The 25,395-nt window shown below is 67.6% G+C and carries 23 protein-coding genes; 8 read left to right on the top strand and 15 right to left on the bottom strand.

Annotated features, from left to right (window positions below; genetic code table 11):
• Positions 1 to 67: 67 nt before the first annotated feature.
• Together gabT and ACIQF4_RS00195 are read right to left on the bottom strand one after the other, a co-directional pair.
• A complete protein-coding gene (gene gabT / locus ACIQF4_RS00200; protein ID WP_400516227.1) occupies positions 68 to 1,438 on the bottom strand; it encodes a 4-aminobutyrate--2-oxoglutarate transaminase in 1,371 nt (456 codons plus the stop codon).
• A 42-nt stretch (positions 1,439 to 1,480) separates the two neighbouring features.
• Positions 1,481 to 2,911: a gamma-aminobutyraldehyde dehydrogenase gene (locus ACIQF4_RS00195; protein ID WP_400516226.1), complete on the bottom strand. Its 1,431-nt coding sequence runs from the start codon at positions 2,909 to 2,911 to the stop codon at positions 1,481 to 1,483.
• A gap of 168 nt (positions 2,912 to 3,079) precedes the next feature.
• Between ACIQF4_RS00195 and ACIQF4_RS00190 the strand changes: the two genes are divergently transcribed.
• Positions 3,080 to 4,516 carry a PucR family transcriptional regulator ligand-binding domain-containing protein gene (locus ACIQF4_RS00190; protein WP_350004522.1) on the top strand — a complete coding sequence of 479 codons (1,437 nt, stop codon included), beginning with the start codon at positions 3,080 to 3,082 and terminating at the stop codon, positions 4,514 to 4,516.
• Positions 4,517 to 4,541: 25 nt separating this feature from the next.
• Here ACIQF4_RS00190 and ACIQF4_RS00185 read toward each other — a convergent pair whose 3' ends face one another.
• Positions 4,542 to 6,212 (bottom strand): CHAD domain-containing protein, encoded by a 1,671-nt coding sequence (locus tag ACIQF4_RS00185; RefSeq protein WP_400516225.1) that lies wholly within the window; start codon positions 6,210 to 6,212, stop codon positions 4,542 to 4,544.
• A gap of 145 nt (positions 6,213 to 6,357) precedes the next feature.
• On the opposite strand from ACIQF4_RS00185, the gene ACIQF4_RS00180 reads away from it, so the two are divergent.
• From ACIQF4_RS00180 to ACIQF4_RS00170, 3 genes are all read left to right on the top strand, one after another.
• The gene (locus ACIQF4_RS00180) at positions 6,358 to 7,635 is read left to right on the top strand and encodes a CynX/NimT family MFS transporter (RefSeq protein ID WP_400516224.1); all 1,278 of its coding nucleotides are present in this window, start codon (positions 6,358 to 6,360) and stop codon (positions 7,633 to 7,635) included.
• Between the two features lie 5 nt (positions 7,636 to 7,640).
• On the top strand, positions 7,641 to 8,321 hold the full coding sequence (locus ACIQF4_RS00175; protein WP_350004517.1) for a FadR/GntR family transcriptional regulator: 681 nt from the start codon (positions 7,641 to 7,643) through the stop codon (positions 8,319 to 8,321).
• A gap of 118 nt (positions 8,322 to 8,439) precedes the next feature.
• Positions 8,440 to 9,699, top strand: a complete 1,260-nt coding sequence (locus tag ACIQF4_RS00170) for an AI-2E family transporter (RefSeq protein ID WP_400516223.1) — start codon at positions 8,440 to 8,442, stop codon at positions 9,697 to 9,699.
• Positions 9,700 to 9,867: 168 nt separating this feature from the next.
• Here ACIQF4_RS00170 and ACIQF4_RS00165 read toward each other — a convergent pair whose 3' ends face one another.
• Positions 9,868 to 10,404: a hypothetical protein gene (locus ACIQF4_RS00165; RefSeq protein WP_400516222.1), complete on the bottom strand. Its 537-nt coding sequence runs from the start codon at positions 10,402 to 10,404 to the stop codon at positions 9,868 to 9,870.
• A gap of 153 nt (positions 10,405 to 10,557) precedes the next feature.
• On the opposite strand from ACIQF4_RS00165, the gene ACIQF4_RS00160 reads away from it, so the two are divergent.
• Genes ACIQF4_RS00160 through ACIQF4_RS00150 form a run of 3 tightly spaced genes read left to right on the top strand, consistent with a single transcriptional unit; the run spans position 10,558 to position 12,933 of the window.
• A complete protein-coding gene (locus tag ACIQF4_RS00160; RefSeq protein WP_174180091.1) occupies positions 10,558 to 10,848 on the top strand; it encodes a hypothetical protein in 291 nt (96 codons plus the stop codon).
• 3 nt (positions 10,849 to 10,851) lie between these two features.
• Positions 10,852 to 11,679, top strand: a complete 828-nt coding sequence (locus tag ACIQF4_RS00155) for a DUF1206 domain-containing protein (protein ID WP_400516221.1) — start codon at positions 10,852 to 10,854, stop codon at positions 11,677 to 11,679.
• Positions 11,680 to 11,709: 30 nt separating this feature from the next.
• Complete coding sequence (locus ACIQF4_RS00150) at positions 11,710 to 12,933, top strand: SRPBCC family protein (RefSeq protein WP_400516220.1); 1,224 nt, start codon at positions 11,710 to 11,712, stop codon at positions 12,931 to 12,933.
• Positions 12,934 to 13,013: 80 nt separating this feature from the next.
• Here ACIQF4_RS00150 and ACIQF4_RS00145 read toward each other — a convergent pair whose 3' ends face one another.
• The 7 genes from ACIQF4_RS00145 to ACIQF4_RS00115 all read right to left on the bottom strand — a co-directional run bounded on the left by ACIQF4_RS00145 (position 13,014) and on the right by ACIQF4_RS00115 (position 20,713).
• Positions 13,014 to 14,480: an FAD-dependent oxidoreductase gene (locus ACIQF4_RS00145; protein WP_400516219.1), complete on the bottom strand. Its 1,467-nt coding sequence runs from the start codon at positions 14,478 to 14,480 to the stop codon at positions 13,014 to 13,016.
• A 32-nt stretch (positions 14,481 to 14,512) separates the two neighbouring features.
• A complete protein-coding gene (cobA, locus tag ACIQF4_RS00140) occupies positions 14,513 to 15,784 on the bottom strand; it encodes a uroporphyrinogen-III C-methyltransferase (protein WP_400516218.1) in 1,272 nt (423 codons plus the stop codon).
• A gap of 74 nt (positions 15,785 to 15,858) precedes the next feature.
• Positions 15,859 to 16,335 carry an SRPBCC family protein gene (locus ACIQF4_RS00135; RefSeq protein ID WP_400516217.1) on the bottom strand — a complete coding sequence of 159 codons (477 nt, stop codon included), beginning with the start codon at positions 16,333 to 16,335 and terminating at the stop codon, positions 15,859 to 15,861.
• 199 nt (positions 16,336 to 16,534) lie between these two features.
• Positions 16,535 to 17,473 (bottom strand): ABC transporter permease, encoded by a 939-nt coding sequence (locus tag ACIQF4_RS00130; protein WP_400516216.1) that lies wholly within the window; start codon positions 17,471 to 17,473, stop codon positions 16,535 to 16,537.
• A complete protein-coding gene (locus ACIQF4_RS00125; RefSeq protein ID WP_066278184.1) occupies positions 17,463 to 18,188 on the bottom strand; it encodes an ABC transporter ATP-binding protein in 726 nt (241 codons plus the stop codon). The genes ACIQF4_RS00130 and ACIQF4_RS00125 overlap by 11 nt, the downstream gene beginning before the upstream one ends.
• Before the next feature lie 27 nt (positions 18,189 to 18,215).
• Entirely contained in the window at positions 18,216 to 19,340 is a 1,125-nt protein-coding gene (locus ACIQF4_RS00120; RefSeq protein WP_400516301.1) for an ABC transporter substrate-binding protein, read from the bottom strand.
• 206 nt (positions 19,341 to 19,546) lie between these two features.
• Positions 19,547 to 20,713, bottom strand: coding sequence for an RtcB family protein (locus ACIQF4_RS00115; RefSeq protein ID WP_400516215.1), 1,167 nt, complete (start codon positions 20,711 to 20,713; stop codon positions 19,547 to 19,549).
• An 83-nt stretch (positions 20,714 to 20,796) separates the two neighbouring features.
• Between ACIQF4_RS00115 and ACIQF4_RS00110 the strand changes: the two genes are divergently transcribed.
• Entirely contained in the window at positions 20,797 to 21,228 is a 432-nt protein-coding gene (locus tag ACIQF4_RS00110) for an SRPBCC family protein (RefSeq protein ID WP_350004500.1), read from the top strand.
• A 27-nt stretch (positions 21,229 to 21,255) separates the two neighbouring features.
• Here ACIQF4_RS00110 and ACIQF4_RS00105 read toward each other — a convergent pair whose 3' ends face one another.
• The 4 genes from ACIQF4_RS00105 to ACIQF4_RS00090 all read right to left on the bottom strand — a co-directional run bounded on the left by ACIQF4_RS00105 (position 21,256) and on the right by ACIQF4_RS00090 (position 25,383).
• Positions 21,256 to 22,038: a hypothetical protein gene (locus ACIQF4_RS00105; RefSeq protein WP_400516214.1), complete on the bottom strand. Its 783-nt coding sequence runs from the start codon at positions 22,036 to 22,038 to the stop codon at positions 21,256 to 21,258.
• 233 nt (positions 22,039 to 22,271) lie between these two features.
• Positions 22,272 to 23,681: a sulfate adenylyltransferase subunit 1 gene (locus ACIQF4_RS00100; protein ID WP_400516213.1), complete on the bottom strand. Its 1,410-nt coding sequence runs from the start codon at positions 23,679 to 23,681 to the stop codon at positions 22,272 to 22,274.
• A complete protein-coding gene (gene cysD, locus ACIQF4_RS00095) occupies positions 23,681 to 24,628 on the bottom strand; it encodes a sulfate adenylyltransferase subunit CysD (protein ID WP_400516212.1) in 948 nt (315 codons plus the stop codon). Before cysD ends, ACIQF4_RS00100 begins: the two co-directional genes overlap by 1 nt.
• Entirely contained in the window at positions 24,625 to 25,383 is a 759-nt protein-coding gene (locus ACIQF4_RS00090) for a phosphoadenylyl-sulfate reductase (RefSeq protein WP_374152973.1), read from the bottom strand. The genes cysD and ACIQF4_RS00090 overlap by 4 nt, the downstream gene beginning before the upstream one ends.
• Positions 25,384 to 25,395: the final 12 nt, after the last annotated feature.

The following is a 25,395-nucleotide window of genomic DNA, read 5'->3' as shown; positions in this document are numbered from 1 at the left end:
AGCGTTGCTTCCGGGGCCTGGGGTTTGTTGGCGCCGTTGCGAGGGGGCGCTGGCTCTGTGCGGGGTGTTACGCGTTGGCCCTGATGGCAGCCGCCAGGACGTCCAGGCCATCGTTGAGCAGGTCATCGGTGATGACCAGCGGCGGCAGCAGGCGGATCACGTTGCCGTAGGTTCCGCAGGTCAGGATGATGACGCCTTCCTTCAGGCAGGCAGCGGCAACGGCCTTGGTCAGTTCCGGGTTGGGTTCCTTGGAGCCGTCCTGGACCAGTTCAATGGCCAGCATGGCGCCGCGGCCGCGGATATCCCCGATCACGGCAGTCCCGGCAGCGGCGAGCTCGGCCTGGAGCTCGCGGAGCCGGCCGGTGGCAAGTTCCTCAATGTGGCGCGCACGCCCGTTGAGGTTGTACTCCTCCATGGATCCGATGGAGGCAAGGGCAGCGGCGCAGGCAACCGGGTTGCCGCCGTAGGTGCCGCCCAGGCCGCCCGGGTGGACCGCGTCCAGCAGGTCTGCCCGGCCGGTGATGGCGGACAGCGGCATGCCGCCGGCGATGCCCTTGGCCATGGTCAGGATGTCCGGGACAACACCTTCATGGTTGACGGCGAACCATTCACCGGTGCGGCAGAAGCCGGACTGGACCTCGTCAGCGATGAAGACGATGCCCTTGTCCTTGGCCCATGCGGCCAGTGCAGGGAGGAAGCCCTCGGCCGGGACAATGAAGCCGCCCTCGCCCTGGATGGGTTCGATGATGATCGCGGCAACCTGGTCCCCGCCGATCTGCTTTTCGATCATGGTGATGGCGCGCTTGGCGGCCTCGGCACCGGTGATCTCCGGGTTTTCCTCGCGGTAGGGGTAGCTCATGGGCATGCGGTAGACCTCGGGCGCGAACGGGCCGAAGTTGGTCTTGTACGGCATGGCCTTGGCGGTGAGCGCCATGGTGAGGTTGGTCCGGCCGTGGTAGGCGTGGTCGAAGGCCACGACGGCGTCGCGTCCGGTGGCGAGGCGGGCCACCTTGACGGCGTTCTCCACGGCCTCGGCGCCGGAGTTGAAGAGGACGGTGCGCTTCTCGTGGTCGCCCGGGGTGAGGCGGTTCAGCTGCTCGGCAACGGCCACGTAGCCTTCGTAGGGGGTCACCATGAAGCAGGTGTGGGTGAAGTGCTCCACGGCTTCCTTGACGGCACCGACGACGGCGGGATCGGACGCTCCGACGCTGGTCACGGCGATGCCCGAGCCGAGGTCGATGAAGGAGTTGCCGTCGACGTCGTGGATGATCCCGCCGTCGGCGTCTGCAACGTAGACGGGGACGCTGGAGGCGACGCCGGCAGCGACGACTGCCTTGCGGCGCTCGGTCAGGGCTACGGACTTGGGGCCGGGGAAGTCAGCCTGGACCCGGCGCTTCTGCTCCAGGCGGAAGGTGATATCTGATGCTGTGGTGGTCATGGGAAGGCCTTTCTTTGAAGCCTGGGGTTGGTGCGGTGGGGATTAAGAGTCGAGTGCGGACATGACGTGCTTGATCCGCGTGTAGTCCTCCACGCCGTACATGGAGAGGTCCTTGCCGTAGCCGGACTGCTTGAAACCGCCGTGGGGCATTTCGGCGGTGAGCAGGATGTGGGTGTTGATCCAGACGGCACCGAAATCGAGGTCCCGGCTGAGCCGCATGGCCGTTCCGTGGTTGGACGTCCAGACGCTTGAGGCGAGGGCGTAGTCCACGTCGTTCGCCAGCTCAACAGCCTCTTCCTCGGTGCTGAACTTCTGCACCGTGATAACGGGTCCAAAGGTTTCCTTCTGGACAATGTCGTCTGTCTGCCTGGCGCCGGTAACGATGGTGGGCTCGAAGAAGTAGCCCTTCTCCCCTGCGCGGTGGCCGCCAGTGACAATCTTGCAGTTGGCCGGCAGGTTTTCCACCACCGAGCTGACGGCGTTGAAGTGGTTGACGTTGTTGAGCGGGCCGAAATAGTTGTCCTCGTCGTTCTGTGAGCCCGTGCGCAGGGTCCTGGTGTGCTCCACCATGGCGGCCACGACGTCGTCGTGCACGGAGTCCTCCACCAGCACCCGCGTGATGGCCGTGCAGTCCTGCCCCGCGTTGAAGAACGCGAACTCGGCAATCGCCGCTGCACTCTTCTTGATGTCGGCGTCCTTGAAAACAATCGCCGGCGCCTTGCCGCCAAGCTCCAGGTGCGCACGCTTGAGGCCCTTGGCCGCACCCGAGGCTACGGCGATGCCGGCGCGGACGGAACCGGTGATGGACACCAGGCCGGGGACCTTGTGGTCCACCATCATGGCGCCGGTCTCGCCGGTGCCCAGCACCACGTTCAGTACGCCGGCCGGGAAGATCTCGCCGGCCAGGCGGGCCAGGACCAGGGTGGATTCCGGCGTGGTGTCCGAGGGCTTCAGCACCACGGTGTTGCCGGCGGCCAGAGCGGGGCCGATCTTCCAGATGGCCATCAGGAACGGGTAGTTCCAAGGTGCCACCTGCGCCACGACGCCGATAGGCTCGCGGCGGACATAGGAGGTGTGCCCCTCGAAGTATTCACCGGCGGACTTGCCTTCAAGGATGCGGGCGGCACCGGCAAAGAAGCGGAGCTGGTCGGCGCCGGCAGCCACTTCCTCCGACGCGATCAGGGAACGCACCTGACCCGTGTTGCGGTGCTGTGCCTCCACGAGTTCATCGCTGTTGGCCTCGACGGCGTCAGCGAGCTTGAGGAGCATGAGCTGGCGCTGGCCCGGGGTGACGTGCTTCCAGGTCTTGAAGGCGTCCTTCGCCGCGGTCATGGCAGCATCCACATCGGCCTGCACCGAGACGGGCGACTGCGCCACAACCTCGCCGTTGGTGGGGTTCACAATGTCCAGCAGGGCGGTGCCGGCAGGAGTGACGAACTTTCCGTTGATGAAGTTCTGCAAGGTTTGGACCACGGTGTGCAACCTCTTTCGTAGGGGCCGTCCGCGCCCGGGCGGAGTTCAGGGCGGAGGGATGGAACTGCCTTGAGCCTATGCCAGCACCCCTGCCCAGTGAATAGCCACCTGCACACCCTTCCTGAGCCTGTTTAGTGCGGTTGCCCAGCACCCCTTTATCCTTGATCCATGGCCATTTCCCTTGCCGCCCTCCTGGGTGTGAACTCCCTGAAGCTGACCAAAGCCGGGCTCGCGGAAACCACCTGGCACCAGGACATCAACTGGGTGGCAGTGACCGAACTGGAGGATCCCCACCGCTTCATCAACGGCGGCGAACTGATCCTCACCACGGGCCTGCGGCTGCGGTCCGCACCGGAGCAGCGGCGCTTTGTCCGGCAGGTGCAGCGGGCCGGCGCCGTGGGGATCGGCTTCGGCGTGGGGCTCTCCCACGAGACGGTCCCCCCGGCCCTGCTGGCGGAAGCCAACCGCTGGGGGCTGCCCGTGGTGGAGGTCCCCTACGAGACGCCCTTCATCGCCATCGGCAAGCTGGTGGCCGATGCCCAGTCCGCGGACCACTACGCAAAACTTGAGCGGCTGATCGCCGGGCACCAGGTGCTGGCACGGGCGCTGCTCACCGGGGGCGGGCTTGCCGAACTCCTCAAGCACCTGGGGGGCATGCTGCGCACCGATGTTGCCCTGAGCCAGTTCACGGCCCAGCTCTACAACAGCAGCAGCGAATCCCCCACGGCGGATACCTGGTCCTCCTACCCCGTCCCCACCGGCCGGCGGGACGCCTGCACCCTGTGGGTCCGGCAGCCCTTCGAGGACTCAGGCATTATCGGCTACGCCCAGAACCTGATCAGCGTGGAGCTGAACAACATGGTCAAGCAGCGCCAGGCACAGCGGGCGCTGTGCGGCCAGGTCCTCGAGGACGTGATCCACGGCGCCCTGGAAACCAGCGAGGCCCAGCGGCGGCTGGCGGGCGTGGGCGTCAACAGCACCCGGAAGAACGTGGTGCTGCTGGCTGTCTCCGCCGCGCACAACAAGGCGCTGGTGAGCACCTCGGTGCCGCGCGAGCTGGAGAACGCGGTGGCCGCCGTCGTGGGGAAGGACCTGGTCCTGGTGATAAATGACGACGGCGCAGGCGCACCTGCGCTGGCCCGTAAACTGAGCGACCACCTGGCCGAGGCGGGGCTACACGCGACCATCGGCATCGGCGGGGCGTACACCAAGCCCAACGGCCTGCGGTGGAGCTACTTCGAGGCCCGGGACGCCGCCAGCCACGGTCTGCCCGTCAATGAACCGGAGCGGCTGAGCCTGACGTCGCTGCTGCTGGCCAGCGAGGACGTGCCGCTGGCGGACATGGCCAATGAGTCCCTGAACCCGCTGCGGACCTTCGACGCCGCCCACGGTTCGGAGCTGATGGCCACCCTGGAGAGCTACCTCAACAACAACGGCTCGGTGGCAGCCGTGGCGGAGGAACTCACGCTGCACCGCAACACGGTCCGCTACCGGCTGGCGCAGATCACCGAGCTGACCGGGTACGACCCCGCCGTCACCACTGACCGCGTCCAGCTCTGGCTGGCCCTGGCCGTGGCCCGGCTGGGCGCGCGGCAGGGCAAGTAACCCCAGCGCCGGGATTGCCCGGGCCCTAGAGAACCCCGCGGCGGAGCAGCCCGCGGGATTTCCTGCGGGCTTTGCCGTACTTGGCCTCGGCTGCACCCATCTCTTCGGCCTGGCGCGTGCGCAGCGCGGTCAGCGCCGCCGCCTCGGGGGCGGCCATTTCCGTGTCCGAACTTACGGCGCCCAACAGGTCGCGGGCTATCACTGCGTCGTGGAAATTGCCCAGGATTTTCTGCTGCCGCTGCGCCGCCTTGGCCACTTTCCGGGCGCGCTTGCCGCGCACCAGGGCCGCCGTTTCCGCCACATGGCGGAGCCGCTTGGCATCCTTGCGTACCTGGTGGAGGGCGATTTCGTGGTCCGTCCCACGCCTGGCACGCGTTGCCGCCCTGTGCGAGCGCTGCAGGCGCCTGGCCGACTTGTCCACTGCCTTTGCGGACACCCGGCGGCCGCGGGCCACCGCTTCCGCCCGGACCGGAGGGGTGTCCCGGAAGGCTTCGAGTTCGTCCAGCAGGCGGAAGTAGCGGTCCGAGCGCATCGCCTCCTGCAGGTGCCGGTACCCTTCATCGAACGCGCCGCCCACTTTGCCCTCCACCAGGTCCGTGGCGGCGTCAACCCCTTCGCCCGGCGGCAGTTCGGCCAGGTGTCCGCGCAGCCTGTCCAGCAGGACCTCGGCATCCCGGGGTCCGCCCAGTAACTGGCCCAACCACTTCAGCTCGTCCCGCAGATGCCGCACGGGCCGGGCGGCATAGAGCTTGCGGTAGGCCGCGAGCGCGGAACGGATGCGGCGCACGGCCGACCTCATGTTGTGCACGGACTCGGGTTCCTCCAGCCGGACCTTGGGGTCCTGGGCCAGGATCTCCTGGATCTGCACGGCGAGGTACGCGCTGACGACGGCTGCCGCGGGCGCTTTCTTGCCGCCGGCAAGGTACGGGGTGCTTCCGTCCCGGGTGCTTTGGGCCTGAATGCTGCCGTCCCGGGTGCTTCCGTCCGTGGACGGGCCGGCGTCCGCCGAAGGGCTGCCGACCGCGCCGCCCGGTTCGCTACCCGGCTCGCCGCCCTCTTTACCGCCCAACGCGCGCGCCAGCTTGGATGCGTGGCCCGCAGGGCGGGCGCCGGCCTCCACCAGCAGTTCCTCCGCCGGGGCGAAGAGCCCGGGCTCGCCGTGGACAAGTTCCAGTTCCCACTCACGCCACTGCTGCTGCCCGCCGGAGCCTTCCCGCCCCCCGGGGTGCAGGCGCTCCGCCGTCACCCGGTCATCGGCCAGGTCCGCCAGGTGCACGCCGTCCTCGCCGTAGAGGGCGTGCGTGGTGCGCCGGGTTTCGAGCCGGACCACTGGCGCCACGGGAGCTCCGCGAAGATAGGCCTGGATGTGGTCGAGCAGGCTGTCCGGCACCACGCCGGGCTGCCCCAGCGGGGCGTGCAATTCCCGCCGCTGCTGGGGTTCTGCGGCGGTGGCCCCGGCTTCCAGCGGCGGCAGCTTCAGGTGCCAGCCTGCGTCGGTCCCGCCTGTCCGCCGGCGAAGGGTGATCCGGCGGGACGCGAGGATGTGCCGGTCGGTGTCGAAATAGACGGCCTCCAGGACATCGGTGTGGGGAGCTGCCACCCTGGCCACGCCGGGAAGCCTGTCCAGCGCGGGCACGGCGGCGTCATTGCCGACGTCGTACTTCTTTTCTATCTCAAGTCCTTGCGAAGCCTTCACAAGCTGTCCCTCCCGCATCCGCGCGTCCAGGGTCCGGACCAAGGCGTCCGGGCTCCCGCTGGCAGTCTATTGCCCCGGCCGGGGTGCCGGGAGAGCTTGGCCACAGAACCACAGACATCAAACGTCTAACCTTTAGAGTGGAGGGATGTCCGCCCCGAATCCTCCCGCCACCCGAGCGTCGGCCGCTGCTCCGGCGGCCGCAGCACCATTCCCGGCCCCCACCCCGGCAACGGGGAATGCCAAGCCGCGCTCCGCCGTCGTGTTCGGCGTTATTGCTCTGGTGCTGATCGGGCTAAACCTGCGGGCGGGCATCACCGGAGCGTCCGCGCTGCTGCACGACCTCCAAGCGGTGCTGGGCTACGGGGCGCTGGTGGCTGCCATCATCCCGTCCATTCCCACGCTGTGCTTCGCGCTTGCAGGGGCAGGCACGTCCTGGCTGACGGGGCGGCTCGGCGTGGAGAAGGCGATCCTGGTGGCCCTGGCCATGCTGGCCGGCGGGCTCCTCCTGCGCGGCATTCCCGCCACCGGGATGCTGGTGGCGGGCAGCGTCCTGGGGATGTCCGGCCTGGCCGTCTGCAACGTGGCCATGCCCTCCTTCATCCGGGAACACTTTGCCCAGCGGACGTCCCTGATGACCGCCGTCTACACGGTGACCATGACCACCGGCGCCACCGTCACCGCCGTCGCGGTGGTTCCGCTGGCGCAGGCACTCGGCTCGCCCTCGGCCGCCGTCGGCGCCATCGGCATCACCGCCGTGGCGGCGCTCCTGGGATTCCTTCCCGTGGCGCTGCATGCGCACCGGAACAGTCCCCGGGCGGCCGGCGGGCGGATCTCCCCCTGGCCGCTGCTGCGGACCCGCAAAGGGTTGCTCCTCACCGCGATTTTCACGCTCCAGGCCCTGCTCGCCTATGCCCTGCTGAGCTGGTTCCCGTACATGCTGACCACCATGGGACTGGGCGCGGCGGACAGCGGACTGATGTTCGGGCTGATGCAGCTTGTCTCCGTTCCGGCCGGCATGGTGCTGATTGCCGTCGGTTCCCGTCCGCGGATGCTGCGGCCCGCGTTCTACCTGGTCAGCATCACCATGGTGGCGGGCCTGGTTTCGCTGCTTGTCCTGCCGGTGGGGCTGGCCGCTGTCCCGGCGGCGCTGCTGGGGTTCGGCCTGGGCATCTTCCCGCTGGTGATGGTGATGATCAGCCGCAGCGGTGTGAGCACGGCCGAGACCACGGCCCTGTCCACGCTGGCGCAGTCCACGGGCTACCTGCTGGCTACGGCGGGACCGTTCGGAATGGGGCTGCTTCACAGCGCCACTGGCGGCTGGACCCTGCCCCTCCTGCTCCTCCTTGCCCTGGCGCTGGCCCAGATCGTGGTGGCGCACCTGATCACGGGCAAGGCCATGACCAGCGCCGTGGGAAGGAAGTAACAGCCATGGCCCTGAGCCCTTCGGCCCGCCCGCCGCTCGCCGACGAGGTCACTGCCAAACTGCGCGCCATGGTGCAGTCCGGCGAATGGCCCCTCCACCAGCGCATCCCCTCCGAACCGGAACTGATGGCCGGCCTGGGGGTTTCGCGCGGCACCCTCCGCGAGGGCATCAAGGCCCTCGCCCATAGCGGAATGCTGGAGGTGCGGCGCGGCGACGGCACCTATGTCCGCGCCACCAGCGAACTTTCCGGCGCCGCCCGGCGCATGTACCAGGACCATACCGAGCAGCACATCCTTGAAGTCCGGCTGGGCCTGGACACCCAGGCTGCCCGCCTGGCGGCCCGCAATGCAACGGCCGACGACGTTACGGCCCTGCGTGCGCTGCTCACCGCCCGCGACCAGGCCTGGAGCCGCGGAGACTACGAGGCCTGGGCCAGGGCGGACTGGGGGTTCCACGAACGGGTGGCGCAGGCCTCCGGCAATCCCCTGCTGCACGAGCTGTACCTCAGTTTCGGCAGCGCCTTCCACCAGGACCTCCTCAAGCAGCAGCGCCGGCCCGGGTTCGACGGCCGACCCCGCGAAGGCCACGACCTCCTGGCGGACGCCATTGAAGCGGGGGACGAGGACGCCGCGGCCGCCACCGTTGACCGGAACTTGAACTCCTGCGCGGAGTGGCTGGCAGGATAGTGCAGCATCCGGGGTTTCGTCAGGGCTTAATCGGTCAGTAGGCTTACTATCTGAAGAAGGTAGTCCCGTCCGCCGTCTATTCCGGCGCGGCGGGCTCCGCTGACGATGAGGAGTTTCCATGGCGCGATCATCACGCCTGACCGAGCATGAGCTGGGCAAAGAGCCCTCGCAACCGGCAGGGACCGATTCAACCGGGACGGAGTTAAACGGGACGGACTTGTCAGGGACGGACTTGTCGGGGACGCCGCAAGCGCGTCCGGCGGCCCGGATTCCCAGGGAAATAAAGTCCCCCTCCCAGCTGTGGGGTGACGGCCTGGGCCGGGTGGGCATCAGGTCGGCCCAGATACTGCTGATCCTTACTGTCGCGGTGGTGTCCGTCTACGCGCTGATGCAGATCAAGCTCCTGGTGATTCCCATCCTGATTGCGCTGATCCTGGCCGCCGCCATCGGCCCGTTCGTGAACATGCTCCGGCGCCGGGGAATGCGCGGCGGACTGGCCACAGGCATCGCGTTCATCGCGCTGCTGCTGCTCCTCGGCGGGGTTGGCACGGTGATCTACTTCTCGGTCCGCAGCCAGTGGGGCGAACTGGCGGCCCAGGCGTCCTCAGGCCTGGACGAGCTGGAGCAGTTCCTGCTGACAGGTCCAATTCCGCTCGACCAGGATCAGCTCGACCAGGCGCGGCAGGGAATCATTGACTTTGCCGCCAGCAGCCAGGTGCGTTCCGGCGCCATCACCGGGCTCTCGGTGGTTACCGAATTCCTTGCCGGGGCCGCCCTAATGATTGTGATCCTGTTCTTCTTCCTCAAGGACGGCGCCAAGATCTGGAACTTCTTCCTCCGCCCCTTCAGCGGCACCCGCGAGGCGAAGCTGCGCCGGGTAGGCAGCCGCACCCTGGAGGTACTCGGCGGCTACGTCCGCGGCACCGCGATCGTGGCGCTGGTGGATACCGTAGCCATCGGGGCCGCGCTGCTCATCCTGCAGGTTCCCTTGGCTGTTCCGTTGGCCATCATTGTGTTCATTGGCGCTTTCGTCCCCCTGGTGGGCGCCACTGTGGCCGGCATCCTTGCGGCCCTCGTAGCCCTGGTGGCGAACGGCCCGGTGGTTGCCCTGATCGTGGTGGCCGTGGTGATCGCGGTCAACCAGCTCGAAGGCGACCTCCTGCAGCCGATCGTCATGGGCAAATCGCTCCAGCTCCACGCCCTGGTAATCCTGATGGCATTGACAGCCGGCACCATCCTGGCGGGCATCGTGGGCGCGGTCCTGTCCGTTCCGTTGGCGGCCGTCACCTGGGCCATCATCCAGGTCTGGACGGCTGAGGACCCGCACCTCGAAGACATGAACCCGGACCTCCCCCCGGCCGGCACCAAACCCATCTAACCTCCGGAGTTTTTGTCCAGATATGCAGACTTCCAAGGCCTGAAACCCGCCATATCTGGACAAAAACTCCTTTAAGGGGAGGGGACGCACGACGACGGCCCGGCACCTGGGTGCCGGGCCGTCGTCGTGCGTTGCCGCCTTGGCGCCTGCAGGCAGGCACCGGTCCGCCTAGGAGCGAAGCCCCGCAAACACGTTCTTGGGACGCTGCATCTCGCCGTGCTTGGCGCCCAGGACCACGACCGCTCCGGCAAAGGCCGGGATGGCCCACTGCAGCATCTTCAGCTGCTGCTGGGCGGCCTTCAGCTCCTCCGAGGCGTCAGGGCGCGGTTCCGTGGCACCCTCGGCGCCTTCGGCGGCCAACTTCTCCACCTTCTTGCCCAGGATGCCGGAGTACAGGGTCACTGCGGCGCCCACCACGGTGACCGCGGTCTTGATCACGGTGTCCCTGGCCACGCCTTCCTGCTTGGCGATGCGGCCCTTGTTCTCCCAGGCGATGGCGAGGTCCGCCACCAGGTGCGAGGCGAACGCTGCCGTCTGGAACGGCGCCCACTTCATCCAGCCGGCGCTGGAGAGCCGCGTCCGCTCGGACGGGTCCTTCGCCTCCGCTGCCGCCCCGTTCAGGCCGATGGCGCCCATAAGCGAACCGCCAAACCAGGCCGCGGCCGTGAGATCGTGAACTGAACGGGCAATGAGATTTCCTGCCATGGTGTGCATTCCTATCGTTGAGGTGCCTAAGATGCCGCGCCTGCGGACTTCAGTTGCCGTGTCCCATCAAGGTCATGGTCCGCCCATGGTAAGCACACTTACTAATGTTACGAAAGCCCGTCTTCCACGGGCGGAACGCGTAATATCGTGGCCATGGGAAACACAGGGACGCTGTTCGGCTGGGCATTTGGTGACCCGGCGCGGGAACAAGAAGACGCATACGTAGGAAACCTGCAGGACGAGGCCCTGGCCAACGCCCGGGAAACCGCCAAGGCCAAGGGGGTGTCCGTCGTGGCGGACTCCCAGGTGTTCACGGTCCTCAGTGCGGACGATTCACTTGTGGAGCTGGACAATGCACCGGGCAAGCTTGTGGTCCGCTGCACCGTGCACGTGGAGGGACCGGGTGCCGAAAAGCTGCGCGCCGAAGGGCCGATGAACGGCTGACCGATGTCGGACGGGGATTCCACCATCAGCCAGGCCGCCGATGCCGTCGAGCAGGTGTCCAACACCAAAACCCTGGATGTCCTGGCCCGGGCCGGCTTCGCCGTCATGGCCCTGCTGCACGTCATCATCGGCGCCATTGCCATCGCTGTGGCCTTCGGGCAGCCCGGCGAGGCGGAACCCACGGGCGCCATTGAGCAGCTGGCCGCGAACCCCTGGGGCACGGCAGTTATGTGGTCCTGCGTGCTGGCGTGCTTCGGCCTGGGGTTGTGGCAGGCGAGCGAGGCGACCCTGCGGGCCCGCCCGCTGCCGCGGAAGGAGCGGCTCTCCAAGCTCATCTCCTCGGGCTTCCTGGCCATCGCCTACACCAGCGTGGGGCTCAGCTTCGCGGGCTTCGCCGTGGGCATGCGGGGGGACTCCAGCGAAAGCACCCGGGATTTCAGTGCCTCCTTGATGGCCACGCCCGCGGGACTGTGGGCGCTGGTGGCCCTGGGCCTGACAATCATCGGGATTGGGAACTACTTTGTGGCCAAGGGTGTGCGGCGAGGGTTCAAGGAGGAGCTCTTCCACTTTGACGGCACCCGGCGCGGCCGGCTGATCGACACGCTTGGGGTTGCCGGGCACATCGCCAAAGGGATAGCGCTGTTCCTCACCGGGCTGCTTTTCGTGATCGCCGCCGCCAAGCACAACGCCGAGGAGTCCACCGGACTGGACGGCAGCCTCAAAGCCCTGCGGGACCACCCGTTCGGGCCGACCCTGCTGGTGGCCATCGGCGCCGGATTCATCGCCTACGGGTTTTTTGCCCTGGTCCGGTCACGGTTCGGCCGGATGTAGTTCCAGCCTGTTTCGGGGTACGGAGGAACCATGAAGCATTCCGCAGCCATAGACCAAACCCCCGGCGCCGGCCCTGCCGCACCCGGGGATGTGACCCCCGCCGTCACGGAGACGGCAGGCCGCGCCTTCGCCGGCCTGTTCCGGATGCTGAAGCTGGCCAGGCCGGACCGGCCCATCCACCCGGAGGGCATCGGCCTGGCAGGACGGCTGACGCGGACAGGCAGTTCCGGGGCAACCAGCGGGGTGGAGTGGCTCGATACTCCGGGCATCGACTCCGTCAAAGCCCGGTTCTCGCGATCGGTGGGGCTGCCCCAGCAGCTTCCGGACATCCTGGGCCTGGCCCTCCGCATCACGCCATCCTCCGGCGGCATCACAGACGTGCTGTTCGCCTCCACCGGCTGGCGGCTTCCCGGCAGGTTCCTGCTCCAGCCGAAACTGGACGTTGCCAGCGCCGCCTTCACAACACTCATGCCGTACCGGGGCGCGAAAGGGCCGGTGTTGCTGGGGCTGCGGACCAGCGAGCTGCCGGCCGGGCCGCTGGCCTCCGGGGAATGGGTGCTCAACCTTTACTGGGCCAAACCCGCGGGGCCCTGGCGCGAATGCGGCGAGCTCCGCCTGCGGGCGGAACCGGCACCGGCTGATACTCCCCTGCGCTTCAATCCCCTGGAGAACCAGCCGCCTGGAGCCCACACCTACGCCTGGACCCGCAGGCTGAGGGAACACTCCTACCGGGCGGCGCAGCGGCCCGCACCAGCCGCGGTCGCAACCTCCGCCCCTGCCTCAGCCGCACCCGCCGCTACAGAAAGGAACACCATGTCCACCGTGTCGCAGCTGTTCAACTCCCCCGCCGCCGACGTGTGGCGGGTCATCGCCGACGGATGGCTCTACTCCGGCTGGGTGGTGGGAACCTCCCGGATCCGGGCCGTGGACGACCAATGGCCTGCAGAAGGCGCCCGGCTCCACCACTCCGTGGGCGGCTGGCCGCTGGTGATCGATGACAGCACGCAGGTGACAACCGTCGAGCCGGGCCGCCGGCTGGAAGTCACCGCCCGCGGCTGGCCGATGGGTGAAGCCAAAGTGGTGATCACGCTGGAGGACCAGGACGGGCAATGCCGGGTCACCATCTCCGAGGACGCCGTCCGCGGGCCGGGGAAGATGATCCCCAAATTCCTGCGCGACCCCCTGATCGCTGTCCGGAACCGGGAAACGCTTCGGCGGCTCGAGCTGATGGCCGCAGGCGGGGCCGGGAAGTAGCGCGGCCGGGTTAACGCAGAAAGCCGGCAGCGGGAATGATCCCACGCTGCCGGCTTTCCTGCCGTCTGAACCCTTGTCCGTCAGACCTGTGCTGCCACGCCGTCGCGGGAGATGTTCACCATGTCCTCGCGCGGCACCACCTTGATGCGCTCACGCTTGACCTCCACACCATGCGATCCGCCGGCTTCGGTGGCCGCTGCGCCGAGGGCCAGTTCGTGGGCGTCCAGGGCCAGCCAGCCTTCCCAGCTGGTGAACTGCACGCCGCGGGCATCCAGGAGTTCAACGACGGCTTCTTCCTGGGGTGCCTGCGCCACGGGAAGGTTTTCGCGGTCTTCCAGCAGGTAGGTCACGGTCTCCAGGGCATCGCCCTTGGTGTGGCCGATCAGGCCGACGGGTCCGCGCTTGATCCAGCCCGTGGCGTAAATGCCCGGCACGTGGGTGCCGGCGGCGTCCAGGACGCGTCCGCCGTCGTTCGGTACCACGCCCTTGGTGTGGTCGAACTCGATCTCCGGCAGGGCGGAACCGAAGTAGCCGATCGCGCGGTACACGGCCTGGACCGGGTAGTCCACGAACTCCCCCGTTCCGCGGGCGTTGCCCGTGCCGTCCAGCTCGGTGCGCTCGAACCGCATGCCGGCAACCTTGCCCGGCGTCTCGGCGTCGTCGTAGATCTCCACCGGGCTGTGCAGGAAGTGCAGGTGCAGGCGGCGGGAAGCCTTCAGCTCGGAAAGGTCTTCGGGCTGCTCGGCGATCCAGTTGGTGAGCGTGCCCACCATGGTCTTGGTCTGGTTGTTGGACTGGATCTGGCGGTCCGATTCCTCGTCGAACTCGAAGTCCTCCGGGTACAGGATGATGTCAACGTCCTTGGAGTGGGACAGCTCGCGCAGCTCCAGCGGTGTGAACTTCACCTGGGCGGGGCCGCGGCGGCCGAACACGTGGACGTCGGTGACCGGGGAGTTTTTCAGGCCGGCGTAGACGTTGTCCGGGATCTCGGAAACCAGGAGGTCGTCCGCGTGCTTAGACAGGACGCGGGCCACGTCCAGTGCCACGTTGCCGTTGCCGATCACGGCGATTTCTTTGGCGTCCAGCGGCCATTCGCGCGGCACGTCGGGGTGGCCGTCGTACCAGGAGACGAAGTCCGCGCCGCCGAACGAGCCTTCCAGCTCGATGCCGGGGATGTTCAGGTCCGCGTCCTTGATGGCGCCGGTGGCGAAGATGACGGCGTCGTAGTGGGTGCGGAGGTCCTCGATGGTGAGGTCGGTGCCGTAGTCCACGTTGCCGAAGAAGCGGATGTCGCCGCGGTCCAGGACCTTGTGCAGGGCGTTGACGATGCCCTTGATGCGGGGGTGGTCCGGGGCAACGCCGTAGCGGATCAGGCCGTAGGGTGCCGGGTAGCGGTCAAAGAGGTCGATGCTCACGGTCAGCTCGCCGCTCTTGACGGCTTCGCTCTTGGTGAGGATGTCGGCGGCGTAGACGCCTGCCGGGCCGGAGCCCACGACGGCGACGCGCAGCGGACGTTCGGCAGAACCTACGGTGGTGCTTGATGACACGGCTGTGTTCCTTTTTCTTCGGTCCAGCGGGGCTAGGTGGTGAGGACTCGGGGCTTGCTGGTGCGGGGGCTGTTCGGGGTGGTGGTGCTGTAGTCAGCGGTTTTGAAGTGCGACGGCGCGAAGGGGCTCACGCGCACAACGTCGCCGATGACAATTACTGCGGGATTTGCGACGCCGGCGGCTTCCGCCTGGTCTGCAATGGAACCAAGCGTGCCAATCGTCACGCGCTGGTCCGGCAAGTAGCCGTTTTCCACGATACCAACTGGCGTACCGGATGGCAGGCCGGCTTTGCCCAGGGCGGACGCGGATTCGCGCAGCTGGCCAACACCCATCAGCAGGACAATGGTGTGGTCGGCCCGGGCCGGGACTTCTGAGAGTTCCTCGTGTCCGGTGACCACACTGAAGCCCTTGGCCAGGCCCCGGTGCGTGACGGGAATGCCTGCGGCGGCTGGAACGGAGATCGCAGACGTGACGCCGGAAACCACTTCAACCTCGACGCCGTGCTGCCGGCAGTATTCGGCCTCTTCGCCGCCGCGGCCCAGCACGTACGGGTCCCCGCCTTTGAGACGGACCACGCGGTGGCCGTTCTGGGCTTCCTCGACGAGGATGCGGTTGATGTCGGTCTGGGGCACCGGGTGGTGGCCCGGGGTTTTGCCCACTTCGATGATACGGACGTCCGGAGCCAGTTCGTTGAGGAGTTCGCGGGGCCCCAGGCGGTCTGCCACCACGACGTCGGCCTGGCCCAGGAGGCGGCGGCCGCGGACGGTGATGAGGCCGGTGTCGCCGGGTCCGCCGCCAACCAGTGCCACGGAACCACGGTGCGCGCGGCGGCGGCGCAGCGGAAGGTCGCCGGTTTCCAGGGCGGTGGCGACGGCGTCGCGGACGGCCATGGCGCGCCGCGGGTCTCCCCCGGCGTTCACGGCGATCTTGACGTCGTCCACTTCGGCAACAGCCGGGGTCCAGGCTGCGGAGGCTTCATGGTTGGAGGCGTTGACGCACCAGACGCGCTGCGCCTCGGCGTCGGCCGACACCTGCGCATCCACGGCGGAATCGCCGGTGGCGGTCTGGACGAACCACACGCCGTCGACATCTTCGGAAAGGTACGGGCGCGGCTCCCAGGTGAGGAGGCCGGCGTCGGCCAGTTCCTTGAGCGCGGCGGAGGCAACGGGGGCCACGACGGTGACCCGTGCACCGGCGTCCAGCAGCCCCTTGGCGCGGCGGGCCGCAACGGGGCCGCCGCCGACCACCAGCACGGGGCGGCCAAGGAGGCGGAGCGCCGTGGGGTAGATATCCTGAATTGCCATGAATCAACGGTAGGGCGGCGTCACAGATGCCAACAACGGGGCAGCAACACCAGTTCACGTAAGGTAACGCTGCGTCACAAAGCCTGCCGCCCGCCGTCGTGCTCCCTTGCAGGGCCAGCCAGGAAGTGTCCGCGGTCCGTGATGAGCCGTTGCAGGTACGGGCGCAGGACCAGCCGCTCCACCACGCGCCCCAGCGGGCCGAACGGCGCCGTGAACTCCACCCGGTCCGTCATGATGCAGCCGCCGCGGGTGGGCTCGAATTCGTGGATGTGGCGGAAGGACCTGAACGGGCCTTTTACCTGTTCGTCCGTAAAGCTGCGGGGGAAGTCGAACGCGGTGACGCGGCTGGTCATGGTCAGCGGAATTCCGAAGTGCCGGGCCCGCCAGGTGACCTCCTGCCCCGCACCGATCAGCCCGGACGTCACCCCTGCCACCGCCCGCTCGCCCGAGCCCCTCTGGGACTCCACATGGGCGTCAACGCTGCGGGCCAGGTCGAACAGCCGCTCCGGGGGCAAGGCTGACGCGGTTCGACACACAAAACTGGCGGTCATGGGGCCAGTCTGCCACTCCGGGGCCTGAGCCCGGCACGGTCGTGGGGCACTATGGTCCTGGTCTGGCACCAGGCAGTCGGGTTTGCCGGCGTGTCCGTGTCAATGTGCCCCAGTTGCGTCAGGACGGGACGCAGAAAAGCAGAGAGCCCGACGGCGGGTGGCGCCGTCGGGCTCTGCGGGTTACGGAAAGCGGGGGTGCTTAGCGGGTGCTGCCGGCCAGGAGCCCGCGGCTGCGGAGGAGCCGCTTCTCGATGGGCCCGAAGACCAGCAGTTCGATCAGGATGCCGACGGCGAGGATCAGCAGGATTGCCGACATCACCACGGCCATGTCGGAAAGCTGCCGGCCCTGGTCCAGCAGCGAGCCCAGGCCGAAGCCGATGGTGCCGCCCACCGCGATGATTTCCGCGGCCATGAGTGAACGCCAGGAGAAGGCCCAGCCCTGCTTCAGCCCGCCAAGGTACCCGGGCAGGGCTGCCGGGAGGATAATCTGCAGTGCCATCTCCAGCCGGGATGCGCCCAGGACGGTGCCCACGCGCCGGTACTGCGGCGGGATCTGGTCCACGCCTGAGATCAGCCCGTTGATGATGGACGGAATGGCGCCCATGAACACCACGAAGTACACGGTGGCGTCGGTGAGGCCGAACCAGATGATCGCGGCCGGCACCCAGGCCACCGAGGGCAGGACTTGAAGGCCGGAAATGAGCGGCCCGAACGCGCGGCGCAGCGGCGCCACCTGGGCCAGCAGGAGGCCCACCGGAGTCGCGATGGCCACCGAAATGACGAAGCCCACCAGCCCGCGCTGCAGCGAGGTCCACACGGACTCCTGCACTTTGCCCTCACTCCAGAGGACACCCATCTGGCCCAGAACATCCAGCGGCCCGGGGACTTGGTCGCGGCGTTTAAAGCCCAGCGACACATAGAACTGCCAAATCAGTACCAGCACCACCAGAGCTGCGATGGGCAGCAGGATGCGGCTCCAGTCGATCCTGTTCTTGCGGGCGGCGTCGGACTGCAGCGAGTCGAGCCCGGATTCGAGTTCCCGCAGGTCCTCGTTACCGGTGGAGGTCCGGGTGAGTGCAGCGTGGATGTGCGGGGCTTCGGTGGCCGGCGCGGAGCCGGACAGGGACTTACTTGGCATGGCGGCGGATCTCCTCCCTGAGCCGGGCGGTGATGACCCCGGTCAGCTGGCCGGCAAGCCCGGCGTCGGTGCGGTGTTCCTCGGTGACGGCCCATTCCTGGACCACGCGGCCGGGGCGGGAGGACAGCAGCAGCACGCGCTGGCCCAGCCGCACGGCCTCGCGGACGTTGTGCGTCACAAAGACGATGGTCCGCCCGGTTTCCTTCCAGATGCGCTCCAGCTCGTCGTGCAGCAGGTCGCGGGTGATCGCATCGAGCGCGGCGAACGGCTCGTCCATGAGCAGCAGCTGGCGGTCCTGCGCCAGGGACCTCGCCAGGGACACGCGCTGGCGCATGCCGCCGGAAAGCTCGTGCGGGCGCTTGTCCCCCGCCGCGCCCAGGTGCACCAGTTCCAGGAGCTCCTGGGCCTTGGCCTTGCGCTCGGCCTTGCCCACGCCGCGGAGTTTCAGGGCGAGCTCGATGTTTTCCCGGGCGGTCAGCCAGGGGAACAGCGCGGCGTCCTGGAACATGAAGGCGGCACCGTCGCTGGGCACTTCCAGGGCGCCCGACGACGGCGGTTCCAGTCCCGCGATGATGTTCAGCAGGGTGGATTTGCCGCAGCCGGAGGCACCGAGGAGGGCAACGAACTCGCCCTTCCCGATGGTGGCGTTGACGTCGTCCAGTACCGGGGCGCCGTCGCCGAAGCGCTTGCCCAGGTGTTCCAGTACGACTGGCATGGTGCCGTCCTTAGGTAGGGGGGTGGATCAGTCCTGGCCGAGGCCGGCTGCTGAAATCTTGGTTGCTGCGGCTCCATTGAGCGGGCGGAGGTCGAAAAGGCCGGTGATGTCCGCCTGCTTGGTGGTGCCAGCCTCGACGCCGTCCTCCAGGAGCCGCGGGTAGCTTCCGGCGAGGGGGTCCAGGGTGAAGGTGATGTTGGCCAGGGACCGGGCCAGGACGTCGTCGGCGAGGGCTGCCCCTGCCGATTCCTGCAGGGCGGAGTTAATGACGGTGGCCTTTTCCGCGGCAGGGGCCTCGTTGAGCCAGGCCACCGACTCCGCGTGGCCGGCCAGGAGTGCCTTGACGGTCTCCGGATGGTCGGCGGCAAACTTCTGGTTGACGATCAGGACGGTGGTGGGGAACTCGCCGGGTTTGCCCGTGCCGGCCCCGTCCCAGAGGTCCTTTTCGTCCACCAGGACCTCCGCTCCGGCCTGGAGCACCAGCCGCGAGGCCCACGGCTCAGGCAACCACGCGCCGTCGAGCTTTCCGTCCTGGAACAGCTTCAGTATCTGGGCGTTCTCTGTGGGATTGATGGCAACGTCGCCGCTGCCGTCCACGTTGGTCTGGTACCCCTCGGACGCAAGCCACGCGCGGAGGGCGACGTCCTGGGTGCCGCCGAGCTGCGGGGAGGCAAGCGTCTTTCCCACGAGGTCCGTGGCGGAGTTGATCTCCGGCTTGACCACCAGCTGCGCACCGCCGGCCGCGGCACCGGCGATGATCCGCACGGACTGGCCCTGGCTCTTGACGAAGGAATTAATGGCCGGGTTGGGGCCGATGTAGGCGGCGTCGATAGCACCGGCGTTCAGCGCTTCGATAGCCGCGGGCCCGGCGTTGAATGTTTCGGTGCTGAGCGCAGTGCTGCCCAGGGCCTCTGCCAGGAAGCCTTGCTTGATGCCCACCAGCGCGGGTGCGTGGGTGACGTTGCCGAAGTACCCCAGTTTGAGCTCAGCGGCGGGCGTGGGTTCAGCGGCCTGCGCCTCCGTGTTGCGTGAAACAGTCGAGGCCACCACGGCGCCAACGGCGATCAGCAGGACCAGCCCGATGGCCAGGGCAGCCTCAATGGCACGCTTGCGCTTGGGTACCGCGCTCTCGCCTGCCACGATGCGGGTCATCCCGGGCTTGGAACTAGTCATTGTTTCACCATAGGGAGTGCCCCAAACCCGTTCAATGACGCGGAAACGGGGGGTCACGCGGGTTCATCTAGCGTCATATTCGGACGCTGTCCGCCGGATCGCCGGAACGGTACCCGCTCGCCGTTCCGCTCCGGCGCGGTGGCAGCGTTCCGGCGAACGTGCGGCGCCCCTTAGCCCTTGACCGCTCAGTTTCCTTTGACGTTGACCAGCTGCCGCAGCTTGTGCCGGACGGTGACCAGGTCCGCGGCGTCCTGCATGACGACGTCGATGGGCTTGTAAGCGGCGGGTATCTCATCGATGAACGCCTCCGAGGCCCGGAACTCGATGCCCCGCATGGCCTTCTTCAGCTCCTCCAGGGAGAACGTTTTGCGGGCGGCGTTGCGTGAGTATTCCCGGCCCGCCCCGTGCGGCGAGGAGTTCAGCGACGCCACGTTGCCGAGGCCCTCCACCACGTACGACGACGTCCCCATGGACCCCGGGATAAGTCCAGGATCGCCGGGAGCGGCTTTGATGGCGCCCTTGCGTGACACCCAGACGGACTTGCCGTAGTGGACCTCCTGCTGGGTGAAGTTGTGGTGGCAGTTGACCCGCTCGAGTTCCGTGACGGGCCCGCCCACCCACCGGCCGAACTGTGCGCTGACCCGGTCCATCATTTCTTCGCGGTTCAGGAGCGCGAAGTGCTGGGCCCAGCGCAGCTCGGCGATGTACCGGTCGAACTGCGGTGTGCCCTCCTCCAGGTAGCCGAGGTCCGGGTCCGGCAGGTAGATTTTGCTTTTTGTCACCACGCGCTGGGCGACGCCGATGTGGTGCTGGGCGATCTTGTTGCCGATGCCGCGCGAACCGGAGTGCAGGAACAGCCAGACGGCGTCGGACTCGTCAGCGCACACTTCAATGAAGTGGTTGCCGGAGCCCAGGGATCCCAGCTGGAGGTCCCACTTCTCCACGTACTGGCCGGGGTTGAAACCTGCTTCAGCGGCCAGTCTCTTCAGCTCTGCGATGCGTGGTTCCGCGGTGGCCTGCACTTTTCTGTTGTTGTGCCCTGCGGACAGTGGAATGGCCCGTTCGATGTCCTCGCGCAGTTTCTTCCTGTCCCTGGGAAGGTCCTCCAGCGAGTACTGGGTCCGGACGGCGATCATGCCGCAGCCAATATCCACCCCCACGGCCGCCGGCATGATCGCGTGCAGGGTAGGGATGACCGAGCCGACGGTGGCGCCCTTTCCCAGGTGCGCGTCGGGCATCAAGGCAAGGTGCGGATAGATGAACGGCAACTGCGAGGCCTGCACCGCCTGCTCACGGGTCTTGTCATCCAGGATGGACGCCCAGTTCAGGAGCTTCTGATTGATCGTTTCCATGCTTCGCCTCCAGCCGCGCCAAGACTAACGTGGTTCCTAGGCTAACCCCCGGCAATACAACGGCACCCCAAAGGAGACGCATCATGGTGGACGTCCAGACTGACATCCTCATCAACCGCCCCCGCACAGAGGTGGCGGAGTACGCAGCCAACCCGGACAACGCGCCCAAATGGTACGTGAACATCCATAAGTCGCAGCGCCTGACCACCGGGCCGCTGGGCACTGGCACCAAGGTTGCCTTCATGGCCAGGTTTTTGGGCCGCGAGCTCAACTACACCTATGAGTTTGTCGACTATGCCCCCGGCGAGCGGCTTGTGATGCGGACGGCCCAGGGTCCGTTCCCCATGCAGACCACCTACACGTGGACGGACGACGACGGCGGGACCCGGATGACGCTCGGCAACACCGGGAGCCCCTCAGGTTTCTCCAAGCTGGCAGGCCTGTTCATGGCACCGATGATCCGCCGCCAAACCAGCAAGGACCTACAGAAACTCAAAGCGGTCCTGGAAAGCTAACGCCGGACGCTGGGGCGGGCTTGGAGCCTACGCCGTCCTGCGGTGCAGGCCCCGGGGCTGCTGCCTCAGGCCTGGCCCCGGCTGCGGCTCGCGCAGCAGGCGCAGGTTGAACCAGCAGAACATGGCCAGTGCGAAGTACAGGCACAGTTCCATCGCCTCGGCATACTCGGAGATAACGAAGGTGGGCTCCGGCCAGATCAGCAGGCGGAACAGGCGGTAGCCGGCGGCCAGCGCGAAGGCCGGCACCAGGCTCAGCGGCGGGACCAGCAGGCGCCTGGATTTCAGGTTCTCCCACCGTTTTCCGATGCCTGCCCATACCAGCGGGGCACAGGCGCCATAGAGGCTCGCAAGGAGCATGGCCGCGGGGACCAGTTCCTGCACGCCGCGGATGTTGTGCACCGTGGTCTCGCCCTGGCGGTTGACCTCGTTCAGGGATTCGGGCGTGGCCCAGCCGAAGATGCGCTGGCCCCAGGAGATCTCCTCGCCTGTGAGGAACCAGACCCCTAGCGCCACAACCCCGTAGAGCGCGGCAATGCCCCAGCGTTTGGCCCGGACCAGGTACACGGTGATGAGGGGCAGGAAGATGCTGGCCGCCAGCAGGCAGGCAAACTGGAGCCATTCAATCAGGGAGTCCTCGTTGACCAGCCAGAGGTAGAAGTCCTTGAACGGGAGGGCTGCCGCGGCAACCACGGCGATGATGAAGGGAGTCAGTATGAGCAGCCGCTCATGTCGGGGGGAGATTTTCCAGTCCTCGGAGTCCCGCCGCAGGTGCCCTGCCGCCCGGGTTTTCCACTCTTGGATGGCCGGCATGGTGCCTCCTCAGCTGTTGCGTCCACGTCCCTAAGGAAGCTCGTGCCCCCGCTGACCATTAAGTCTTGGTGTTGCAGCACCCCGCACGAGTAGCCAGTACTTGGATTTGAACAGGGCAGCACTGATGGCTGCTTCCGGTACTCACCGCCGGGGACAACAAAACCGCGGCTTGTTCACGGATCCGGACCATCAAGGCCAGGCTTCGCGAACAAGCCGCGGTTTCGAAGGAAAGATCAAATGCTGTAGCGCTCGTCCTCGTGGTCGCCCGGGTGGTCCTTGACCAGGCCGGCAGCAAGGGTGTTGCCGTCCAGCGGGTCGATCACCAGGAACGCGCCGGTGCGGCGATGGTGCAGGTAGTTCTCGAGCGGCAGCGGTGCGGCCAGCCGGAGCTGGGCGTTGCCGATGTCGTTGAGTTCCAGGGTGGACGCCGGCTCCAGCTTGAAGGAGGCGAGGTCCAGCTTGCCGCCGACGTTGCGGACCAGGGCATGCACTGTTCGGGTGCCGTGTTTAACCAGCACCTTCTGGCCCTCGCGCAGCGGCTTCGGGGACAGCCAGCACAGCGAGGCGTACAGGTCGGCGGAGGCTTCACGGACGGTGCCGGCAGCAGCAATGGTGTCACCACGGGCGACGTCGAATTCCTCCGCCAGGCGGATGGCCACGGACTGCGGGGCGGCGGCTTCCTCCAGCGAGGCGCCAGCGAAGTCGATGCCCACCACGGTGGTGGTGCGCGGGTCCTGGCCGGGCGTCAGGACGGAGACCTTGTCCCCCACCTTGACCGAGCCTTCGGTGATCTGGCCGGCATACGCGCGGTAGTCGCGGTAGGCCTCCACGTCCAGGCCGGCGGCCACGGCGTCGGGAGCCAGCGCACCCTGGGGACGGATGACCAGCTGCACCGGGAACCGGAAGCTCTCCAGGTGGCTTTCCAGCTCGTCGGCGGCGGGCAGGGTCTCGAGCACCTCGAGCAGCGCCGGACCGGTGTACCAGGGGGTCCGCTCGGAGCGCTCCACCACGTTGTCACCGTCCAGGGCGGACACGGGGACCACCAGCAGGTCGGTTATCCCATCGGAACCCAGGCCCAGCTCGCGGCCCACCTGCTGCACGTCGGCTTCGATCTCGCGGAACACGGACTCGCTGAAGTCCACCAGGTCGATCTTGTTCACGGCCACGATCACGTGCGCCACGCGCAGCAACTGCAGCACGGACAGGTGCCGGCGGGTCTGCTCCAGCACACCCTTGCGGGCGTCAATGAGTACGACGACGGCATCCGCAGTGGATGCGCCGGTCACCGTGTTCTTGGTGTACTGCACATGCCCGGGGCAGTCGGCCAGGATGAAGCTGCGCCGGTCGGTTGCAAAGTAGCGGTAGGCAACGTCGATGGTGATGCCCTGCTCGCGCTCGGCACGCAGGCCGTCCGTCAGCAGCGCCAGATCGATACCGCCAGCAGCGCCGCCGAAGCCGCGGTCCGCGGAGGTGCGGGCAACGGCGTCGAGCGTGTCAGCCAGGATTGCCTTGGAATCGTGAAGGAGGCGGCCCACCAAAGTGGACTTGCCGTCGTCGACCGATCCTGCGGTGGCGAACCGGAAAAGGGTTGTGGGCAGGCCTTCGGTGAGTGAGCCTGTCGAAATCTCGGAAATCGTGCTCATTAGAAATACCCGTCCTTCTTGCGGTCTTCCATGGCGGCCTCGGAGATGCGGTCATCTGCGCGGGTGGCGCCACGTTCGGTGAGGGTGGAGGCGGCGACTTCGACCACAACGTCGGCCACCGTGTAGGCGTCGGACTCGACGGCGCCTGTGCAGGACATGTCCCCCACCGTGCGGTAGCGGACGGTCTTGGTGATGACTTCCTCGTGCGGCAGCGGCTGGGAGACCTCGCCCACTGCGCGCCACATGCCGTCGCGGGCGAACACCTCGCGCTCGTGGGCGTAGTACAGGCCGGGCAGCTCGATGTTCTCGCGCTCGATATAGCGCCAGATGTCCAGCTCGGTCCAGTTGCTGATGGGGAACGCGCGGACGTGCTGGCCCACGGTGTGGCGGCCGTTGTAGAGGTTCCACAGCTCGGGGCGCTGGTTGCGCGGGTCCCACTGGCCGAACTCGTCGCGGAGGCTCAGGATGCGCTCCTTGGCGCGGGCCTTGTCCTCGTCGCGGCGGCCACCGCCGAACACGGCGTCGAACTTGTTCTGCTGGATGGCGTCCAGCAGCGGGACGGTCTGCAGCGGGTTGCGGGTGCCGTCGGCACGCTCGGCCAGCTCGCCGCGGTCGATGAACTCCTGCACGGAGCCCACCACGAGCTTCAGGCCCAGGCGCTCCACGGTGCGGTCGCGGAAGTCGATGACCTCCGGAAAGTTGTGGCCAGTGTCCACGTGCAGCACAGGGAACGGAACCTTGCCGGGCCAGAAGGCCTTGGTGGCCAGGTGCAGCATCACCACGGAGTCCTTGCCGCCGGAGAACAGCAGGGCGGGCTTCTCGAACTCGGCAACAACCTCGCGGATGATATGGATCGCCTCGGATTCGAGGGTGTCCAGGCTGGAGAGGCGCGTGGAAACGGCGGCGTCAGTCACCTGGGGGGTCTCCTCGGTCAGTGAAGTGCTCATACGTGTAGTCCGCATTCTGTCTTGTCGGTCCCTGCCCAGCGGCCGGCGCGGGGGTCGTCGCCCGGCGCCACCTTCCGGGTGCAGGGCTGGCAGCCAATGGAGGGGTAACCCTGGGAAAGCAGCGGGTTGACGGGCAGGAGGTTGTCGTCCGAGTACTGGACCAGCTGGTCGAAAGTCCACGCAGCCACCGGATTCACCTTGACCAGGCCGTTGGCCTCGTCCCAGGTGACCAGCGGGGTGTTGGTCCGGGTGGGGGCTTCATCGCGGCGGACGCCGGTGAACCAGAGTTCATAGCCGGAGAGGGTGCGCCGCAGCGGGGCCACCTTGCGGAGCGCGCAGCACTGGGCGGCGTCGCGGGCAAACAGGTCCTTGCCCAGGAGGCGGTCCTGCTGCTCCACGGTGTTCTCCGGGAGCACGTCCACCACGTTGACGCGGAGGTTCGCGGCCACCTCGTCGCGCGTGGCGTAGGTTTCCGGGAAGTGGTAGCCGGTCTCCAGGAACAGCACGTCGACGCCGGGCATCTGGTCCGCGACCAGGGCCGGGAGGACGGCGTCCGCCATGGAGCAGGCGACGGCGACGGCGGGCAGCTCGAAGTTCCGCTCCACCCAGGCGATGACGTCCCGGGCGGGGGCGTCCCAGCCGAGCTCGGCGGCGCCGGCTTCGGCGATTGCCTTCAGTTCTTCGTGGGAACGGAGCCTGGGGGCGGTTGCCACCACAGCCTCAACCTGGGCTGAGGCCTCAGCCGGGGCAGCCACCGGATCCACTCC

It is taken from the genome of Pseudarthrobacter sp. NPDC092202 (assembly GCF_044755505.1).
Taxonomy (GTDB): domain Bacteria; phylum Actinomycetota; class Actinomycetes; order Actinomycetales; family Micrococcaceae; genus Arthrobacter.
Note: the sequence above shows the minus strand (reverse complement) of the source record. Positions and strands in the feature narration are given on the sequence as shown.

Bases quoted from the DNA above. Each gene is read 5' to 3' on its own strand.
- ACIQF4_RS00105 (WP_400516214.1), bottom strand. From the start codon at position 22,038: ATGCCGGCCATCCAAGAGTGGAAAACCCGGGCGGCAGGGCACCTGCGG.
- cobA (WP_400516218.1), bottom strand. From the start codon at position 15,784: ATGGCAATTCAGGATATCTACCCCACGGCGCTCCGCCTCCTTGGCCGC.
- ACIQF4_RS00120 (WP_400516301.1), bottom strand. From the start codon at position 19,340: ATGACCCGCATCGTGGCAGGCGAGAGCGCGGTACCCAAGCGCAAGCGT.
- ACIQF4_RS00135 (WP_400516217.1), bottom strand. From the start codon at position 16,335: ATGACCGCCAGTTTTGTGTGTCGAACCGCGTCAGCCTTGCCCCCGGAG.
- ACIQF4_RS00125 (WP_066278184.1), bottom strand. From the start codon at position 18,188: ATGCCAGTCGTACTGGAACACCTGGGCAAGCGCTTCGGCGACGGCGCC.
- ACIQF4_RS00110 (WP_350004500.1), top strand. From the start codon at position 20,797: ATGGTGGACGTCCAGACTGACATCCTCATCAACCGCCCCCGCACAGAG.
- ACIQF4_RS00155 (WP_400516221.1), top strand. From the start codon at position 10,852: ATGTCGGACGGGGATTCCACCATCAGCCAGGCCGCCGATGCCGTCGAG.
- ACIQF4_RS00100 (WP_400516213.1), bottom strand. From the start codon at position 23,681: ATGAGCACGATTTCCGAGATTTCGACAGGCTCACTCACCGAAGGCCTG.
- ACIQF4_RS00115 (WP_400516215.1), bottom strand. From the start codon at position 20,713: ATGGAAACGATCAATCAGAAGCTCCTGAACTGGGCGTCCATCCTGGAT.
- ACIQF4_RS00130 (WP_400516216.1), bottom strand. From the start codon at position 17,473: ATGCCAAGTAAGTCCCTGTCCGGCTCCGCGCCGGCCACCGAAGCCCCG.
- ACIQF4_RS00175 (WP_350004517.1), top strand. From the start codon at position 7,641: ATGGCCCTGAGCCCTTCGGCCCGCCCGCCGCTCGCCGACGAGGTCACT.
- ACIQF4_RS00180 (WP_400516224.1), top strand. From the start codon at position 6,358: ATGTCCGCCCCGAATCCTCCCGCCACCCGAGCGTCGGCCGCTGCTCCG.
- ACIQF4_RS00165 (WP_400516222.1), bottom strand. From the start codon at position 10,404: ATGGCAGGAAATCTCATTGCCCGTTCAGTTCACGATCTCACGGCCGCG.
- ACIQF4_RS00150 (WP_400516220.1), top strand. From the start codon at position 11,710: ATGAAGCATTCCGCAGCCATAGACCAAACCCCCGGCGCCGGCCCTGCC.
- cysD (WP_400516212.1), bottom strand. From the start codon at position 24,628: ATGAGCACTTCACTGACCGAGGAGACCCCCCAGGTGACTGACGCCGCC.
- ACIQF4_RS00160 (WP_174180091.1), top strand. From the start codon at position 10,558: ATGGGAAACACAGGGACGCTGTTCGGCTGGGCATTTGGTGACCCGGCG.
- ACIQF4_RS00190 (WP_350004522.1), top strand. From the start codon at position 3,080: ATGGCCATTTCCCTTGCCGCCCTCCTGGGTGTGAACTCCCTGAAGCTG.
- ACIQF4_RS00170 (WP_400516223.1), top strand. From the start codon at position 8,440: ATGGCGCGATCATCACGCCTGACCGAGCATGAGCTGGGCAAAGAGCCC.
- gabT (WP_400516227.1), bottom strand. From the start codon at position 1,438: ATGACCACCACAGCATCAGATATCACCTTCCGCCTGGAGCAGAAGCGC.